Genomic DNA, 15,665 nt, shown 5'->3' on the forward strand with positions numbered 1-15,665 from the left:
TCCAGCCGGCACCGAAGTGCCGATCACCGGCGTGGATTTCGTCGTGCGCGCCGACCCGGGCATCAGCGGCACCGTAACGAATGCGGACGGCGGGGTCGCGGGCGTGGTCATCACCGCGACCGGGCCCAGCGGCAGCGGCAGCGCGGTGACGGGCGCGGACGGCAGCTACAGCATCCCGAAGCTCCCGCCCGGCGGCTACTCCGTCGAGGTCTCGCCCCCACCCGGAACGGAACCACTTGGGTTCTAACGGTCGTTGCAACACCTGGACTTTCTGGGAGTTGTAACGACCGTGGCCCGTTTAAGGAGCTATTCGAGGGATCGACGCTGTTTCACGCAGGCTGATAAGGACGCGTTCTTCGCGTTGTTCGAGGCGTGTGGGAGCATCACGATCGCGGCGCGTGAGTTGGGGTTCAACCCGGCGACCTGCGGGACGTGGGTATGGAAGGCCGGCCTGCGCAGCCAGGGGAAAACCGGGACTGGTCCGCATCCAGGAAAGGAACGCTACTTCCAGTTGCGACGCGATGGCATCTCGCGTCGCGAAGCAGCGGCTGCCGTCGGGGTGAACATCCGCACGGCACGGGATTGGGATAACGGTGTCCGGAAGACCGCTCATCGCCGCTATTACCCAGATGGTCGGGTCGTCGATTACAAAACAGGTATGACGACGTTTCTTGACGGCACCGAGACAATCTCGCCGGCGGCGATCTTTCAGCTGGAGAGGAAGCTCGATCCGCGGTTCCTTTCGCTGGAGGAACGTGAGCAGATCCGGGATCTCCTCCGCGATGGGTTGTCACTGCGGAGCATCGCCGCCCAGCTGCGGCGGTCGCCATCCACGATCAGTCGGGAAATCTCCCGGAACCGGTCCTCGACCGGGATCTATCACCCCTTCGCAGCACATCGCTACTCGGCGAAGCGTCGCCCACGGCCAAAGCCGCGAAGACTGGTGACAGAGCTGCGGTTGCGTGCTTTCGTTGAGTCGAAGCTGGCGTTGCGGTGGTCTCCCGAGCAGATCACTCGAGCCCTGATCCGTCAGTTCCCGGACGACGTTGGGATGCGAGTGGCGACCGAGACGATCTACCAGACGCTCTATCTCCAAGGACGCGGCCAGCTGCGCCGTGATCTCGCGACAGCGCTGCGTACCGGGCGCGCACGTCGCCGACCGAACCGGGGAACCAACGCACGTCGTTCGCGGTTCGTCGACCCGATGCTCATGATCTCCGAGCGCCCCGCTGAGGTCGCTGATCGTGCTGTTCCAGGGCATTGGGAAGGCGATCTCATCATCGGCGCTGACCACGCCAGCGCGATCGGCACCCTCGTCGAGCGAACCACCAGGTTCGTGATGCTCGTCCACCTCCCGACCGACCACGCTGCCGAGACCGTCCGCGATGGCCTCATTCGGACGATGAGCGGCCTGCCGGCCGAACTGAAGAAGTCGCTGACCTGGGACCAGGGTGCGGAGATGGCCGCCCACAAGACGTTCACGATCGCCACCGACATGGACGTCTACTTCTGCGACCCAGCCTCGCCCTGGCAGCGCGGTTCTAACGAGAACACGAACGGGTTGCTGAGGCAGTACTTCCCGAAGGGCACCGACCTCTCACAGCACTCGCCCGCGGACCTTGCCCGAGTCGCACACGAACTCAACACCCGCCCACGCAAAACGCTCGGCTGGGAAACCCCAGCCCAGCGCCTCGCTAAACTACCTACCAGCTAATCGTCGTGTTGCAACGACCACTAGAATCCGCCCCACCGTGTCGGGCCCGTCCTCACGCACGGTGACCCTGTCGACCGACGATGTCGGCGGCGTCGATTTCGCACTGGCCAAAACGGGTGCGATCGGCGGCGAGGTCAGCACGAGCAGCGGGCCGGTCTCCGGTGCGACCATCACCATCGCCGGTCCGAACGGCACGACCACCCTGACCACCGGAACGAACGGCGGCTACTCGCTCGGAGAGCTCATCGCCGGCAGCTACACCGTCACCGTGGCCCCGCCGTCCGGGTTCGAGGCCATCGGCGCGACGACCCGCACGGTCACGATCACAGACGAGGGGAGGCCGTCACCGGCCAGGACTTCACGCTCGCCGCCGTGCCCGACCCACCGGCGCCGCAGCCCCCGCCGACGCGGGCGGCGGAGACGGAACGCCCAGCACGGCAGCGACCGGCTCCGGAGGGCAACTCGCCGACACGGGTTCGGACAGCCCCGGCAGCGTCCCCGGTGCTGTGCTGGCAGGGATTCTCGTGGCGAGCGGCGGTACGGTCCTCGTCGCCTCCCGTTCCCTCCGGCGCGGTCAGCGTCCGGCGGTCAGCGGGACATCGCGACGCCACGCCTGATCGCCGTGGAGACCGGTCGCGCTCTCCTCTTCGATCGCCCGCCGCCTCGTGCAGGATCGTGGCCAGCGCGACACCGAGGATTGAGCCCGGCCACGCAAAAGGAGAGGGTGGGAACAGGTGACCGCCTGTTCCCACCCTCCCCTCCGCGGGTCCGCTGTCTACTCCGTGACTTTGGCGACCTCACGGCCGTGCAGCCCTTGCACCGGCCGGTTGTTGTCCGGGTACACCGCGGTGAACGCCGCCAGCTGCGCGGCCGACACCGTCGCCGGGGTGAGGAAGACGTTCCAGCGCACGCCCTCGGTGCAGGGCGGAGTGGTGAGCGAGCCGTCGTACTGCGCGCTGGCCGAGCCGGCCGGGAGCACAGCGTTCAGGTCGATCGGAGCTGTCAACTCCCGTTCCTCGTCGGGCTCGGCCGGGATCTCGGAGAACAGCTGGCTCAGGGCATCGTTCGCCGCGCCCTCCTGCAGCAGCACACGGCGACCTCGCCGGATGCGGACTTGTGAACCAGGTGGAGTTCAGCCGCCGCGTGCTTGCCGTCGATGGTGTGCTCGCTGTCCGCATGGAAGTGGAACTGCTGCAGCGAGTACGTCGTGCCGTCCCGTTCGATCGTGTTCGCGGAGGTGTCGTCTGCGACCGCCTCGATCGTGTGGCCGTTGTTCTCCAGGTGGAAGGCCGCGGGTGCGTAGTGCGTCTTCACCGGGGTCGCGGCCGCATCCGTCACGAGTGTGGACGTCTTGATGTCGATCGGCGACTCGTGCGCCTCCGCAGTTTTCTTGCATGCCTTCGCGACCGCATCCCAGTGGGCGGGTCCGTCTTCGCCGCTGTACGACCAGCTGGACGATGTCGGGGTGGGTGTGGAGGTGCTCGAAGCGCTGACGCACCCGGCGAGACCGATCGCAACGGTGGCGGCGGCGGCAAAGGCAGCGAGACGGCAGACAGGACGAGTATGCATGTATTTTGCTCCCGTTAGTTCATTGATGTTTGAGTTGCAAACTCAAAATACATTATATTTCTGGAGCGTTTTACACGGTTGACGAATTGCGGCGAAGGGATGGAGGAGGCGAGCGCGATCCGCACCGCCCGAGGACCCTGCAACAGGGAAAGCCGCGCGCCCGGCCGACCTCGGCGAGAGCCGAGAGCGCATCGACAGCGACGCGTGCGCAAGCACGATCGGAAAGGGCGCTTCACCAGCCGCTGGCCGCGCCTCCCCTCAGCAGTCCCCGCTGCGCCCCTTCGGCGAGTGGACCGCTCACAGAGAGCCGACGGCGCAGCACTCCCTTGACCTTCGTTAACTTTCAGTTCCCCTGTTTCGTCGTTACCGCTATTCTTTCGATCTAGCGCGAGCCGGAAACGACCCGGCGACGCGATGGAAATTGAACGCGAGTACGCGTGGTCCCCTAGGAAGACGATGGTTGAGGAAAGCCTCGGCCCGTCCACACCACGACTCGAATCCCCCTTATACCTGCACCGCCTATGTGAAGGAGAAGTCGCGGCATGAGCCTGTACCGCATCCTGATCCACGGGAGCTTGGCCCTCTCCGTGCTCGGGGCCACCGTAGCGAGCGGAAACGTCGCCGCCAACGCCGCCGCCGCACCTTACAGCGTGACCTCCGCCGGCGTGACTCTCACAGACGGGAGCACCTTCCCGGCGAACGGGCACGTGAACTACCGCACGACGCTCCGCAGCGTCGGCGTCCACTTCGATCCGAACAACAATCAGCCGGGCGGCGCCTTCATCGGCAAGACATTCCTGCCCATCGACCTGGCCCCCGGCGAGTGCATCGTGTGGGTGCAGTACGGCAGCACAAACTACCACTACGGCGAGGGCGGTGAGCCCCCGGTGTGCAAGCCCACCACCGACGGCTCCAGCACGCCCACGCCGAGCACGCCTCCGAAGTCGGACGACACCTCGAAGTCGGACAGCAACCCGAAGTCGCGGGGCGTCCCGATATCGAACAGCACCCCGAACCCGGTCACCGCACCCGTGGCGAACGGCACCCCGGAGCCGGACAACGTCCCCCTCGTGAGCGGGACGCCGAGATCGAACAACGCCCCCCTCGTGAGAAGCGCGCCGACGCGGAAGAGCGTCCCGATGGCCAAGAGAGCCCCATCGGCGGTGAGCGCACCGACCGACCAGAGCAACAACGGCACCGCCTTCTCCCCGCAATCGCCCACGATGAAAGGGCTGAACGTGGCCGTCTCGTCCGCAGACCGCGCCATAGCCCCCGGTATCGACCTGCCTTTCACAGGACTCGGCGTTATGCTCCCCGTCGTGGTGCTGGCGGCCGCGCTGCTGGCGTTCGGTGTGGTGTTCATGAAGGTGAACGGCGCCGGCCGACCCGGCCGCCGTGTCGCTCGTCACCTCCCCGGTCCCCCTCATGATCCCGGACTGCGACACCGCGTGGGATCGCGTCCTGGGCCGGTGCCGAGTCTGGCCGGGAGCGCCCTGAAAGGCGCGCAGTTCCCCGCCAAGCGCAGAAGCCTCGCCGCCACCGGCCGTAACCGCGTAGCGATCGGTTCCGTGAGCGTCAGGGCTCCTGAACTGCTCGGGTTCACATCGAAGGGCGATACGCCAGAATCGGCCGGGGAGGCGATGCGTTCCCTCCCGAAGGCGCGAAACCGTTCTCGGCGAGGGTAACCTATCTCAACCGAGGCCATGCGCATGACCGCCGACTCGATCGTCCCGCCGCTGTCGTGCGCGGAGCCGACGCCATCGTCGGCGCGGGCGCTTCAGAGACCCGCGATCCGCACCGCGATGAGCGATGCGGATCGCCGAGCCGGGGAGCGCCACAGCCCCGGAGCCGGCCAGGAGCTCTGCGGCGGGACGATAGTGACACGGCGGTCCTCGCCGGTGACGGGACGGGCGGTGTGCCAGTGTCCGGTCATCGGCGGCCAAAAGACCGCGCGAGCCCGGCCGATCATCGCCGTATAGGCCATCTCACCCGAGGGGAGGCCGTCGCCGCCGTCACCGACAGCGGCGAGCACCGCGGCCACCCAGGCCCGCTCCTCCGGCGAGGGGGCGACGACCTCCGCGATCACGGGCAGGTGGCTTGGCAGAATGACAAGCGTGGCGGCTGGAAGCATCCCGACAAGTGCAAAATCCGCTGTTGCATGAAAGACACCCGCCTCTGACCGCCTGTAGTCGAGAAACTCACTTTGAATGCGGAGGTGAACTCTCGGCAAGCGCATTGGCAGCCGACGATCCAGTCACTCGAATTGGCTGCGTGATCCTCAGATCGGCACCGAACTTCCGGTCAACGAAGTCCTGAGAACTGCCTCATCAGGTCCTCGGCATTCTCAATCGCGCGCTGCGTCACACGGACGATCTTCCTGCGGCCTCGCCCGATTCCAGGATGCTTCTTGAGGTCTTCCTTGCGAGGCTTGAGCACCTTGCCGTTCGACCTGACCACGACCTGCTCGAACGAGAGCACCGTCGTCTCGTAGAGCGGCCTGCCGACATCAGCAGGTTCTTGCGTCCCCAGAGCTCTTCGGCACCAGCAGCTCTACTACGACAGTGATTCGTCGATGACCACGCCGTCATCCCGCCGTCAGCCGCGCTGGAGGCGATGCGCGGAGCACCTATGAGAGATTCGCACTTTCTGTTGCCCAGCGCTGATACATAGATTCACAGCCGGAGAAAGCCGGGAAGCAGGGCACTGCTAAGAGGGGTTTGGTTGGCGGTGCGCGAGTCTTGAGGCAGTGGACCAGGGATGGTGATGAAGCCGCGAGCTAGCGACCCCGCCTTCGGGGCTCAGCCTAGCGAACATCGCGACCACGACTCCGAACGCCCCAGCCCGCAGAAGAATTTCTGGTGAGTCGCCCTGGGCCGGATCGATCTGGATTGTCCCAGCCGATGTGAGGATCCGACATCGACGTGTCCACGCGCGCCACGTTCGCGCCTTCTCATCCACGATGCGCCATCCCGTATCTCAATCCCAGAGCTGAGAAGTCGTTCCCTCTGGAAGCGCGAGATAGGGCACAAGTTCGCGTTCGGCCGGTTCCGGCGAGCCAGCTTGTGCGGTGATCGTCAACGAGCGAAAACATGACGATGGATGAACACTCCATCCATTCGTTTCAGCGCCGTAGGTCAGGCGAGGATCGGGCGCTGCCCAGACGGCGCCGAGATTGGAATCACTCCGATCGGTCTGAACCGCGAACCAGACCGCTGCACGGATTCCTTCCAACGGGCCGACGCGCCCACTCGAAGTAGGCGGCCTGAGAATCTCGGCATGCTCGTTCCGCCATTCGAGCACACCTGTCTGTGTCACTGTTAGCGGGCTCCGGGTTGTCGGAGTTGTCTGGCCCCGGCGGCGACTTGCCGGGCTGGTTGTGTCGAAGCTAAGAGATGGTTTCAGTAGTCGTTTTTGGTGAGTTTGCGGGCGCTGGTGATCGCGATTGCTAGAGCGACGAGCGCCGTGATCGTTGAGGCGGTGCGGTCGTAGCGAGTGGCGAGTTTCCGGAAGGCGAGGATCCAGGCCATGGTGCGTTCGACTACCCAACAGTGTTTACCCAGTCACTGTTTGGAGTCGACTCCGATTCGTGCGATGCGTGCCTTGATCCCACGACAACGCAGGTAACAGCGGACGCGGCGGTTGTCGTAAGCCTTATCCCTTCCGCCTACGGCGGTGACCAGCGGTGCTGCCATCGTCATCATCGAAGTCGTCCAGCTTCACCGCTCGACAGCCGCAGCTTCGCCAACATCTCCAGGAAACACCCGAGCAGGCTGTCCGAGTCGTAGAGCATGCGGAACTGCCCAAGTTGGTCATCCCAGCACCCATTGAACATGCCGTCGTCGGTTGCGTAGCACCACAGCGTCCACGCCCACATGTCCGAGATGGAAGCCGAAACGCCACACACCCGTACTGGTTCGCCCGAAACGCTCAGATCGACAAGAATCATCCAATGTAGGCGAACGACTTCGCCACAGCGGGAACCTCGCGGGCAACCCTCCAGCGGCTCATAGCAGTTTTTCTATGAGGTCACCGGAAGATGGTTGGATTCGCTGATCGCTTGTCCTGTCTTCGGGTCAAAGGACTTGACTGCTGCTTCACCGTTGATAAGACGATAAGTGACCAGTGTGAAAGATCCGTCCGCATTCGCGTAGACGTTCCCACCTTCCGGGTCGAACCATCCGACGTTCGGATCATTCGTGGTCTTCAGACGAGAGCCAGGCTGCGCCCATCCTGTGAGCGTGATCCCGTTGGGCCCTCGGGTAGCCGAATCGAGGTAGGTCCGAACCAGAAGATGGTTGGAATGGGCAGGAGCCGCGTCGGCGAAAGCCGCAGGCGCGCCACCATATGCGGTGACGGCAAGCATTGCCAGAAGGGCAGCTCCCCACCTCGCCCGGCGCACAACCAGAGACTTAGCCCGGGACGGAGACTCAACAGCGGAGGAAATGACATTCATGGGACTTGTATTAGCACACTGTTGGCAAAATAGCAACCACACAGTCGGGTCTGCTGCATGGGTAGGCGTCATTTTGACCTGCCCCACGAAAAGGGTTCCAGTTTCGGTGGCTAACTGGTGGCCTGATCCGGAAGGCTCATCCTCATGCCACGTCCCTACCCGCCGGAGTTTCGTGCTCGCGCTGTCGCGCTCGTGCGTGCCGGTAAGCAGGCTAAGCAGACGGCCGTTGAACTCGGCATCCATCCCGTCACGCTCTCGAATTGGATCCGCCAGGACGAGGCCGAACTCCGCGCCAAGCGAAAGCGGCTGAAGGCGTTCGCCACCGCGCTCGAGGACGCCCGTCGCGCGAACGACGTCGTCCACCTGGCGGCCGCCGAACTGATCGACGCCGGCGACATGAGCCGCGCTGATCTCGTCCGAGTGTTCGAGCTCACGACCTCGGAGCGGGGCCTTGTCGCCGCCCGCAAGATCACGCCGACTGCCGGCGCGGCAACCGTCGCCGACGAGGGTGAGGCGACACAGTCCGAAGACGCGTATGCGGCTGCGTAGCGGTCACACAGCTGCGCTCGTCGCCCTCTAAGGGGGCGTGCTGTCAGGCGCGGACGCGGAAGTAGAGCGCGCGGATCCCACGGACGATCGAGACCAAGCACCAGAACAGCACTCGGAGGAGTGCGCATGCGGTCCACACTGCTCCGAATGCGCCGAGCCCCAGGCGAAGCACGAGGCCGACGACGGCGATCACGATCGCGACAAGGAGCGGGATCACGACGGCGAACATGCACACGTCCCCTCACGGTGAACGAGCTGTTCGATCAAGGTGATTTGCTGGCCCGTCATCGTGCCGGTCCGGTCCGCGGCGGACGCCGCTCCTCCGCTCCACCGCCGGCGGCCGCGTCGCCCTCGATCCTGCGATCGATTCGCGCCGCCACGTCGTGACGGGACCGCTCGCGACGCTCATCCGTCGATGCACCCATCGACAGCCGGCCCAGCTCCTGCGCCGACCATCCAGGCTGCGTGGTGCGCCCCACGGGGATGGGTTTTGCGATGCTCTCGAACATTACCCATAGCGGGCCGAAGTCGCGTTCCTCGGCCGCGGCACGGCAGGCCGCGTCGTTCGTTCGTCCCTGGACGGTCCGCCAGTCCAACTGCCAGCCAGCGTCGCGGGCGACACGGTTCCAGAACACCCGCTGCGTGCGACCGTTGCCCTCACGGAACGGGTGGATGTAGTTGAAGCTGTCGTAGTGATACGCCAGCCGCTGGATAAACTACGGACGCTCCAACTGGCGGAGCAAACCATCCGCGCGCAACTCGCCCACGGCGAAGTCGGCGGCACGCTCGATCATCGACACCGGCAGGAACGGTTCACCCTCCGGCTTGCGAATATCCACCGTGCGCAGTTGGCCGGCCCACGCATACACATCGCCGAACAAACGGCGATGGATCTCGCGGAGCTCCGCCAGGTCATTCGTCGCAGCCGGTGGCTTGTCCATCAGCTGCATCGCCCGGACAACGGTCAATGCACCCTCGGCGGCGTTCAGGGCTTCTCGTGTGGTCGCGCCGACGAGGTTTCGGAGGATGCCGGTCTGCGGGTCAAGGTAGGGGTCTACGAAATCAGCGGAGTCCATACCGAGCCCGTGCGCGCTCGACGAGCTCGTCCGAGTCGATCCGACCCGCGATGTAGTCCTCCGTGTCGGCACGAGTGTCGACGTCGACGCTGACACCCTCCATCTCGCCGGAGTGAATCGCCTCGTCAACGCGGCGACGCCGCTCGACTTCCTCCGACACAGTCAGTCGTGAGAATGCCATCCGAACGCTCCTCTCCACTCCGAACTGCAACGACGAATCCATCGCGATTTCTCCTCTCCATTCTACCAAACAGGCCCTCAGCGACCATCGAAACCGAGGCGGCCGCCGGCTACAGACCAACCTGATCTGTAGCCGGCCTGACCTCTTGTCAGGCGGCCTCTGCACCGCCAATGTCAGCCGGCGCAATGGCTTCGGCGATGGTGTGTGCGGCGGCGAGCACACGCGCGGCGGTCTCGCGCACCAGGTCGGGGTTGCCGTCGGCCCAGCCGGCGATGTAGCCGACGCTGTAGCTGCTGGTGTCGAAGCCGAGCATCCCGGCGACCACATAGGCAACGGACTCGGCTTCGGTCTCCATCCGGCCACGGTGCTGCGCGTATTCGGTGAGCTCGTCAGTGTGTCCGAGCTGGATGTGGGCGGCTTCGTGGATGAGGGTCTTCGCGGCCTGCTCCGGGGCGAGCCGGTCGTCCAGGACGACTGCGCGGCGTTCGGGGTCGGCATATCCGTTCGGACCGTGCAGGTGTTCGGTGGTGACGGTCCATCCGGCCGCGTGCAGGTGGGCGGTCAGTGGGTTGGTCACGCCGTTGTCGTCGGTGCCTGTCACCATGCATGCGTGAGCACACGACTGCCTGCGTCCCTCAACGCGCTTCTCGCCGGACTCATCCTGATGGGATCCATGGCGCCCACCGCATCTCCCCCTGCGAGCCCAGTCTTGGCAGCGACCCCGACGACCTCTGCGGTCGCCGCGGGCGACCGTCGAGACGTGACGGAACCGAGCGCCCCCGACGTCGTCGCCGTGCGTCTGAGCCCAACGCCGGATGCGGCGGCTTTCCTGAGTGGGCCACTGACCGTGCGCGAGGGGGAGGTGCTGCTGGTGGACGCGGGAGTTGTCCTCTATGCATCGCGCAATCCCGCCGACTACCAGGTCGACGACCACCCGGCCTGCGGCACCATCTCCAAGAAAGGCGTTGGACAACACGGTGTCCGTGATTGACGTGGCATCACAGAAGGTCACCGACACCCTCCAGGTCGGCAAGTCCCCCGCCGGGGTAGCAGTCGCCCCGAACGGAGAAACCGTGTACGTCGCTAACCAGGATGACAACACGGTATCGGTTATCCCAGGATCTGCGAGCTGACTCCACCTATTTGCCAGACCTGTTAGCGTCATCGTTCTTCTTCGCTGATCGCTATGACAAGACCCTGATTGAGGATCGCACTCCAGCTCGCGTCCCAGCAAATGGCTTGCACACCCCTCAGGGGTGTGCAAGCCATTTGGGTTTTGCTTCCGCCATGGGAACCCACTCTCCGGTTGGGACGATGTCGGTGATCACCCGTTTCACACCACTCGTTCCTGGCGGGCCTCCGCGACCGGCAGCGGCATCAGGCCTGCCGTCAGCGGGACGACGAGCTCGGCCGGCATGACCAAGACCGTCGCCCTCGCGGCGTGACTACCCACTGTCACCTATCCGTGCAGCAGACCCGACCCAAGCTTTCTCGCGGCCGCCTGACCCCCATAGGAATTGAGACGATCATGAACGCAGCAATCGGGTTGGGCGATCAGGTGCCTACTCGTACTGAAGTCTTCTGATCGGAGTATGCAATGAAGGTCTCGTGTGTATCGAAAGTTGTCGCGGGGGTGACGATGGTCGTGGGGATGGTATTTTAGTGCCGGTGTCGCCGCCAACGCCTCAACGCCTGACGTTAACGCCGCACAGGCTAGTACGTCCACGTATCAGGACACGGCGTGCGTTAACGCGATCACCGTGGCGCGCGCCATCGGCAAGACGACCCAGCCGATCAGCGTTTGCAATACGACGGTGACTTTGACCTCGTCGGCCGCGAAGGCTATTACAGCCTTCGGTCTTGCTGCGGCGAAGCAGTCTCTGAGCGCGTCCGCTTATCAGTCGCTGGCCGTCGCTGCGGCCGCTGGAACGGTCAGGGGAAGAAGTTACAGTCAAGCCTTCAACAACATCACCGATCAAGAAACTCAGGCCGGCTATTTTTACTATGACGGCAGTCACGCCTGGGTCACCCAGAGCTACCGTGGGACACCGGGAAACCACCAGTGCAACGTGTCCTGGGCTGTCGGCTACTACGTCACGAATACGGGATGCTCTGACACCGGCAGCACCAGCAAGCGAAACCTGACCATGTCGTGGCTTATCCAGGTCGGCATCAAAGGAAGCCCGATCTCCTGGAGCGAGTCGCACACGATGTATGTGAACAGCACCGGATCGATCTGGCAGTAGCCCGTTATCTGAGACAAGGAAAACACTATGCTCACCAACACAGCTTCGCCGTTACACCTGATCGTTCTGCTGGTCGTCCTCGCTCAACTAGTCGGAGCAATCTGGGCGATCGTGGTTACCTGGATGAACAAAACAGTCCGCGCCGCTGACAAAGCAAGCTGGACGGTCCTGCTTGTTCTCGCCCCCCTCGTGGGAATCGCGGTCTGGCTCGCCATCTTCTTCCCACGTCGCCATCGTCTCAACTCAAATCCGGAAGGATCCGTGAAGTAGGAAGCAGGCGGTCCAGCTCCCGCAGCAAAGCCCCCTCAACGAAGGCCTGCATAGCGGCTACGAGCGACCGCGACAACGTCCTCGCGGATGGAGTGCTGCCCTTCGGGAGGGGCAGGAGCTAAAGGCATCGGCGTCATGGATGGAGACGGCTGACCCGACTATGATTCTGCCGTCTGGATGGAGCGCCGGAGACGGCAGTCTCGATCCGGCCACGGCGGCCGCGCTCATCGACCGAGTCGGGCCGCTCCGTCTGCTTGCGGCGCGATGGATGGGGTACGCTGATTTCCGAGAGCCCGAGAATGGATATCGCGACGGTGACTATGTCATCGCGCCTTTCGAGATGAGCGAACTCTTGGCCGGGGAGAGGATGCCGGAGTTTTGCTGGGATGAGCAGCACTCGTTCGCCTGGGGCAGTCGCCTCTACCCCGACTCTCTCATCATCGCGGCCGCGCAGCCAATCTACCGTGCTCTTGCGATGGATACCCGCCTTGATACCGTCGGCGTTGTCGGCGAGCGGGACACCCTTCCCATCAGTAGCGCGGACTGAGGGGTATCGGACCGCTCTCGGCTGCACCCCGTTAACGGTCGTTTTCGGCAACCTTCCTCGTGAGGAGGGCTACCAACATAAGCACTCCACGAAGAACGGTCCCGCGTTGGCCGGCTACGGCGCCATCACGATGAAGAACGCGCTGGCGAACACGATGTCGACCCTCCCGACGCAACTGGCCCGGTCGCTGACCTGGGATCGCGGGAAGGAACTCTCGGCCCACGTCGCGTTCAAGATCGAGACCGGGATTCCCGTGTTCTTCGCCGACCCGCACGCACCGTGGCAGCGGGGCACAAACGAGAACACCAACGGCCTGCTGCGTCAGTACTTCCCCAAGGGCACCGACCTGACTCGATGGAGCAGCGACGACCTTCAAGCCGTTGCCACCGCCATCAACAATCACCCGCGGAAAGTGCTCGGCTGGAAGACGCCCGCAGAGGCCTTCGAAAAGCAGCTACGGTTACTCGAAACAGCCGGTGGTGCGACGATCGATTGAATCTGGTCAATTTCGCATGCTAGAGCGACGAGCGCCGTGATCGTTGAGGCGGTGCGGTCGTAGCGAGTGGCGAGTTTCCGGAAGGCGAGGATCCAGGCCATGGTGCGTTCGACTACCCAGTTGGACACGCTCATGGGCTTGCCCGTCTTCGTTGGGAACAGCAGCGCTTCCGGCCCCTTCTCCGCGAGCGCGAGACGTCGCCGCACCGCCTCGGCAGCGAGAGCGGGGAGAGCGACACGGCGGCGTTGGCGGGTGCGTTTGGGGGCGTCCTTACGCCGGATGCCCTGCTCCTTGTTCTGGATGACCGTGCCATCGATCAGAATCGTCGGCGGCGCGGTCGTCATCTCCACGTCGCAGCGGCGCAGGCCGATGCACTCCCCCACCCGGGCGGAGGTGCCGAGCATGATGTCCATGCCGTCCACAAGCGCGCGCCAGTTCGGGCGCGGCCCCATCCCCGAATCCTCTCGCCAGCGGGTCATAAGTTCGCGGATCGCGGGGACCTGCTCCGGAGTGAGCATGGCGGTCTTCTTCTCCGGCGTCGGCAACCGGGTCACGTCCCGCACGGGATTGGTCAGCATCGCGTCGTCCCGCACGGCGAACCCGCAAATCAGCGACAGCACCGACCGCGCCTTCCGCGCCGCAGAGACGCCCCGGTCGGTGAGGAGATTCTGGATGATCCGGTCACAGCGGCCGACCGTGAGGGCGTACAGGCGGACCCCACCACAGACGGGGACGAGGGTGAGGCGGACGGTGGTTTCGTAGTTCTCGTACGTCGACCAAGACAGAGTTCCGTTCTGGGCCCGCACCCGGATCGTGGGCAGCCACGCTTCCGCCACCTCCGCGATGGTCGAGGCGCCGGTGACGATAGCCTTCGTGTGCGTCGTCAGCGCCTTCGCACGCGCCAGCAGCTCCTCACGGGCGGCTGCCTCGGTCGCGCCTTCAGCGCGGAGCTGTACCAACTCCCCCGCGTCGTTTCGCATCCGTGCGCGCGCACGCCACTTCCCGTTCGCGAGCGGTGTCGCCTGAACCTGTCCAATCTCGCCCGCGGCGATCTTCGGCCTAGCCACGACGCTGCTCCCGCGCCCAAGCAAGCACGTCCACACGGTCGTACTTGACGTGCCGCCCGAACTTCAACCAGGGCGGCCCGGACTTCGTCAGCCGCCACCCTTCCAGGGTGCGCTCCGGGACACCCAAGAGCACGGCAACCTCAGCCTGGGTCAGAAACGCGGGAGTGACCTCGACATGCGCAAGAGCTTCCATGCCGGATAGGTGCGTAACCCGAACCAGCGCGAACCTGCCGGGGCGAGTGCGTACCTCACCGGCAGAAACGACCGCGAAACGTGCTCTACGCGAGTTTCTGGTCACCAAACTGGTCACCAGCGGCCTAAATGGGCCACTCTGCGGAGCGAGAAGGGAGCCGGACTTCCTAGAGAACTCTAGCGATTCACTGCTGGGGTACCTGGACTCGAACCAAGAACAACTGAACCAGAATCAGCCGTGTTGCCAATTACACCATACCCCACCGGCTTCGGGCTCTCACCCGGGCACAAGAGTCAACTTTAGCCTATCGGCGCGCCCTTCCCAAAACGGCCGGACAGTCCGCGCGCGTCACGTTGTGCCTACAGAATGCGCGCGTCATCGACCGCGATCCCGATGAGGTCGCGGTTCACCGCGGCGGCGACCACAGCCCCCGATCCGGCCGCGATCACGAGCTGCTGGGGGCCGGGCGCGGTTGTCTCGCCCGCCGCGTAGATCCCGGGGAGCGAGGTACGCCCCTGGGCGTCCGTCAGCAGGCAACCATCGGGGCCGCGGTCCAGTTCGAGACCGTCGAGGAAGGCCAGCGACGGTGTCCACACCGGGCGCACGAATCCGGCGGAGCGGTCGATGAACGATCCATCCATCAGACGCAGACCGGTCATGACGCCCCTCTCCCCCCTGACTTCCGCGATGGGGCGGCGCTCGATGGCGATGCCAAGCCGGGCGAGGGCGCGCTCCTCGTCCTCACCGATCCGGGCGACACCATTGGTGAGCACAAGGAGATCGTCGGTCCACTGGCTGAGGAGCAGCGCCCGCTCGACCAGATCGGGTGTCTCTCCGATCAGCACCAGCGGCTCACCCGCCTTCTCGAACGCGTCGCACTCGACGCAGCTGTGCAGTTGGGTTCCGTAGAAGGCTCGCAGGTTCACGATGCCGGGCAGAGCCTCCACGAGCCCGGTCGCGAGCACGACGGCCTCGGCCCGGGCATCGACATCGGGAGCGCCGCGCACACCGCGTCCGCGCACACGGTAGCCACCGCCCTCCACCTCGATCGCATCCACCTGGGCGAAGGCGATGACGGCGTTCGCATAACTGTCGACCTCCTCGCGGCCGAGCCGGCGCAACTCGGAGGGCGGGACACCGTCGCGAGTCAGAAAGCCGTGCGCCTGCAGGGTGGCCGCGTGACGGGGACGGTTGCCGTCCACGACCAGAACGCGACGGCGTGCCCGGGCGAGGTTCAGCGCGGCGCTCAGGCCAGCTGGACCGCCGCCCACGACGATGACTTCAGGGCTGGCTGTCGTCACAGC

Annotated in this window: 22 protein-coding genes, 1 tRNA gene and 7 pseudogenes; 12 read left to right on the top strand and 18 right to left on the bottom strand. The window is 64.9% G+C overall.

What is annotated here, in order from left to right:
• Nucleotides 1–43: 43 nt before the first annotated feature.
• The 4 genes and pseudogenes from O159_RS15775 to O159_RS16830 all read left to right on the top strand — a co-directional run.
• On the top strand, nt 44–247 hold the full coding sequence (locus tag O159_RS15775; protein WP_236609455.1) for a carboxypeptidase-like regulatory domain-containing protein: 204 nt from the start codon (nt 44–46) through the stop codon (nt 245–247).
• Nucleotides 248–658: 411 nt separating this feature from the next.
• Nucleotides 659–1,600 (top strand): annotated as a pseudogene (locus O159_RS08260) (IS30-like element ISLxc3 family transposase); the annotation flags it as partial.
• A gap of 52 nt (nt 1,601–1,652) precedes the next feature.
• Nucleotides 1,653–1,748 (top strand): annotated as a pseudogene (locus O159_RS17000) (IS5/IS1182 family transposase); the annotation flags it as partial.
• A 27-nt stretch (nt 1,749–1,775) separates the two neighbouring features.
• A pseudogene (locus O159_RS16830) lies at nt 1,776–2,039 on the top strand (carboxypeptidase regulatory-like domain-containing protein); the annotation flags it as partial.
• Nucleotides 2,040–2,489: 450 nt separating this feature from the next.
• Here the strand turns inward: O159_RS16830 and O159_RS16280 are convergent.
• Nucleotides 2,490–2,804, bottom strand: coding sequence for a carbonic anhydrase family protein (locus tag O159_RS16280; protein ID WP_021755332.1), 315 nt, complete (start codon nt 2,802–2,804; stop codon nt 2,490–2,492).
• The gene (locus O159_RS16285; RefSeq protein ID WP_021755333.1) at nt 2,768–3,283 is read right to left on the bottom strand and encodes a carbonic anhydrase family protein; all 516 of its coding nucleotides are present in this window, start codon (nt 3,281–3,283) and stop codon (nt 2,768–2,770) included. The genes O159_RS16280 and O159_RS16285 overlap by 37 nt, the downstream gene beginning before the upstream one ends.
• A 542-nt stretch (nt 3,284–3,825) precedes the next feature.
• On the opposite strand from O159_RS16285, the gene O159_RS08270 reads away from it, so the two are divergent.
• Nucleotides 3,826–4,968, top strand: coding sequence for a hypothetical protein (locus tag O159_RS08270; protein WP_021755334.1), 1,143 nt, complete (start codon nt 3,826–3,828; stop codon nt 4,966–4,968).
• Nucleotides 4,969–5,060: 92 nt separating this feature from the next.
• Here O159_RS08270 and O159_RS08275 read toward each other — a convergent pair whose 3' ends face one another.
• The 5 genes and pseudogenes from O159_RS08275 to O159_RS14540 form a co-directional block, all read right to left on the bottom strand.
• Nucleotides 5,061–5,369 (bottom strand): hypothetical protein, encoded by a 309-nt coding sequence (locus O159_RS08275; RefSeq protein WP_169725676.1) that lies wholly within the window; start codon nt 5,367–5,369, stop codon nt 5,061–5,063.
• A 215-nt stretch (nt 5,370–5,584) separates the two neighbouring features.
• On the bottom strand, nt 5,585–5,761 hold the full coding sequence (locus tag O159_RS15020) for a hypothetical protein (protein ID WP_169725677.1): 177 nt from the start codon (nt 5,759–5,761) through the stop codon (nt 5,585–5,587).
• Between the two features lie 920 nt (nt 5,762–6,681).
• Nucleotides 6,682–6,939: pseudogene (locus O159_RS14535) on the bottom strand (transposase); the annotation flags it as partial.
• Nucleotides 6,940–6,980: 41 nt separating this feature from the next.
• Entirely contained in the window at nt 6,981–7,229 is a 249-nt protein-coding gene (locus tag O159_RS08280; RefSeq protein WP_021755336.1) for a hypothetical protein, read from the bottom strand.
• Between the two features lie 72 nt (nt 7,230–7,301).
• Nucleotides 7,302–7,646, bottom strand: a complete 345-nt coding sequence (locus O159_RS14540) for a hypothetical protein (RefSeq protein ID WP_144267616.1) — start codon at nt 7,644–7,646, stop codon at nt 7,302–7,304.
• A gap of 234 nt (nt 7,647–7,880) precedes the next feature.
• Between O159_RS14540 and O159_RS16835 the strand changes: the two are divergent.
• A pseudogene (locus O159_RS16835) lies at nt 7,881–8,084 on the top strand (transposase); the annotation flags it as partial.
• 244 nt (nt 8,085–8,328) lie between these two features.
• Here O159_RS16835 and O159_RS08290 read toward each other — a convergent pair.
• From O159_RS08290 to O159_RS08305, 6 genes and pseudogenes are all read right to left on the bottom strand, one after another.
• Nucleotides 8,329–8,514, bottom strand: a complete 186-nt coding sequence (locus O159_RS08290; protein WP_021755338.1) for a hypothetical protein — start codon at nt 8,512–8,514, stop codon at nt 8,329–8,331.
• Nucleotides 8,515–8,569: 55 nt separating this feature from the next.
• Complete coding sequence (locus O159_RS15790) at nt 8,570–8,920, bottom strand: hypothetical protein (protein ID WP_236609456.1); 351 nt, start codon at nt 8,918–8,920, stop codon at nt 8,570–8,572.
• Nucleotides 8,921–8,998 (bottom strand): annotated as a pseudogene (locus tag O159_RS16565) (Fic family protein); the annotation flags it as partial.
• A 3-nt stretch (nt 8,999–9,001) separates the two neighbouring features.
• Entirely contained in the window at nt 9,002–9,361 is a 360-nt protein-coding gene (locus O159_RS15800; protein WP_052323492.1) for a Fic/DOC family protein, read from the bottom strand.
• Nucleotides 9,348–9,542 carry an antitoxin VbhA family protein gene (locus O159_RS08300; protein WP_043994173.1) on the bottom strand — a complete coding sequence of 65 codons (195 nt, stop codon included), beginning with the start codon at nt 9,540–9,542 and terminating at the stop codon, nt 9,348–9,350. The genes O159_RS15800 and O159_RS08300 overlap by 14 nt, the downstream gene beginning before the upstream one ends.
• A 148-nt stretch (nt 9,543–9,690) precedes the next feature.
• On the bottom strand, nt 9,691–10,146 hold the full coding sequence (locus tag O159_RS08305; RefSeq protein WP_021755339.1) for a DUF6782 family putative metallopeptidase: 456 nt from the start codon (nt 10,144–10,146) through the stop codon (nt 9,691–9,693).
• A 105-nt stretch (nt 10,147–10,251) separates the two neighbouring features.
• Here O159_RS08305 and O159_RS14545 point away from each other — a divergent pair, with 105 nt between their 5' ends.
• Together O159_RS14545 and O159_RS14070 are read left to right on the top strand one after the other, a co-directional pair.
• Nucleotides 10,252–10,533 (top strand): hypothetical protein, encoded by a 282-nt coding sequence (locus O159_RS14545; RefSeq protein ID WP_201766276.1) that lies wholly within the window; start codon nt 10,252–10,254, stop codon nt 10,531–10,533.
• Nucleotides 10,436–10,675: a hypothetical protein gene (locus O159_RS14070; protein ID WP_081689851.1), complete on the top strand. Its 240-nt coding sequence runs from the start codon at nt 10,436–10,438 to the stop codon at nt 10,673–10,675. Before O159_RS14545 ends, O159_RS14070 begins: the two co-directional genes overlap by 98 nt.
• 200 nt (nt 10,676–10,875) lie before the next feature.
• Here O159_RS14070 and O159_RS16290 read toward each other — a convergent pair whose 3' ends face one another.
• Nucleotides 10,876–11,001, bottom strand: a complete 126-nt coding sequence (locus O159_RS16290) for a hypothetical protein (protein WP_269078338.1) — start codon at nt 10,999–11,001, stop codon at nt 10,876–10,878.
• A 301-nt stretch (nt 11,002–11,302) separates the two neighbouring features.
• Here O159_RS16290 and O159_RS14550 point away from each other — a divergent pair, with 301 nt between their 5' ends.
• The 4 genes and pseudogenes from O159_RS14550 to O159_RS08330 form a co-directional block, all read left to right on the top strand.
• Nucleotides 11,303–11,788: a hypothetical protein gene (locus O159_RS14550; protein WP_144267618.1), complete on the top strand. Its 486-nt coding sequence runs from the start codon at nt 11,303–11,305 to the stop codon at nt 11,786–11,788.
• Nucleotides 11,789–11,815: 27 nt separating this feature from the next.
• Nucleotides 11,816–12,058: a hypothetical protein gene (locus O159_RS08320; RefSeq protein ID WP_021755342.1), complete on the top strand. Its 243-nt coding sequence runs from the start codon at nt 11,816–11,818 to the stop codon at nt 12,056–12,058.
• A 139-nt stretch (nt 12,059–12,197) separates the two neighbouring features.
• Nucleotides 12,198–12,605: a hypothetical protein gene (locus O159_RS08325; RefSeq protein WP_021755343.1), complete on the top strand. Its 408-nt coding sequence runs from the start codon at nt 12,198–12,200 to the stop codon at nt 12,603–12,605.
• Between the two features lie 49 nt (nt 12,606–12,654).
• Nucleotides 12,655–13,101, top strand: a pseudogene (locus O159_RS08330) (IS30 family transposase); the annotation flags it as partial.
• Here the strand turns inward: O159_RS08330 and O159_RS16570 are convergent.
• The 4 genes from O159_RS16570 to O159_RS08350 all read right to left on the bottom strand — a co-directional run bounded on the left by O159_RS16570 (nt 13,005) and on the right by O159_RS08350 (nt 15,662).
• Nucleotides 13,005–14,168 carry a tyrosine-type recombinase/integrase gene (locus O159_RS16570; protein ID WP_021755345.1) on the bottom strand — a complete coding sequence of 388 codons (1,164 nt, stop codon included), beginning with the start codon at nt 14,166–14,168 and terminating at the stop codon, nt 13,005–13,007. The pseudogene O159_RS08330 and the gene O159_RS16570 overlap by 97 nt on opposite strands.
• Nucleotides 14,161–14,361 carry a helix-turn-helix domain-containing protein gene (locus O159_RS08340; RefSeq protein WP_021755346.1) on the bottom strand — a complete coding sequence of 67 codons (201 nt, stop codon included), beginning with the start codon at nt 14,359–14,361 and terminating at the stop codon, nt 14,161–14,163. Before O159_RS08340 ends, O159_RS16570 begins: the two co-directional genes overlap by 8 nt.
• Before the next feature lie 190 nt (nt 14,362–14,551).
• Nucleotides 14,552–14,623: transfer RNA gene (locus O159_RS08345), tRNA-Gln, on the bottom strand.
• 97 nt (nt 14,624–14,720) lie between these two features.
• Entirely contained in the window at nt 14,721–15,662 is a 942-nt protein-coding gene (locus O159_RS08350; protein ID WP_021755347.1) for an NAD(P)/FAD-dependent oxidoreductase, read from the bottom strand.
• Nucleotides 15,663–15,665 lie beyond the last annotated feature (3 nt).

It is taken from the genome of Leifsonia xyli subsp. cynodontis DSM 46306, assembly GCF_000470775.1.
Taxonomy (GTDB): domain Bacteria; phylum Actinomycetota; class Actinomycetes; order Actinomycetales; family Microbacteriaceae; genus Leifsonia; species Leifsonia cynodontis.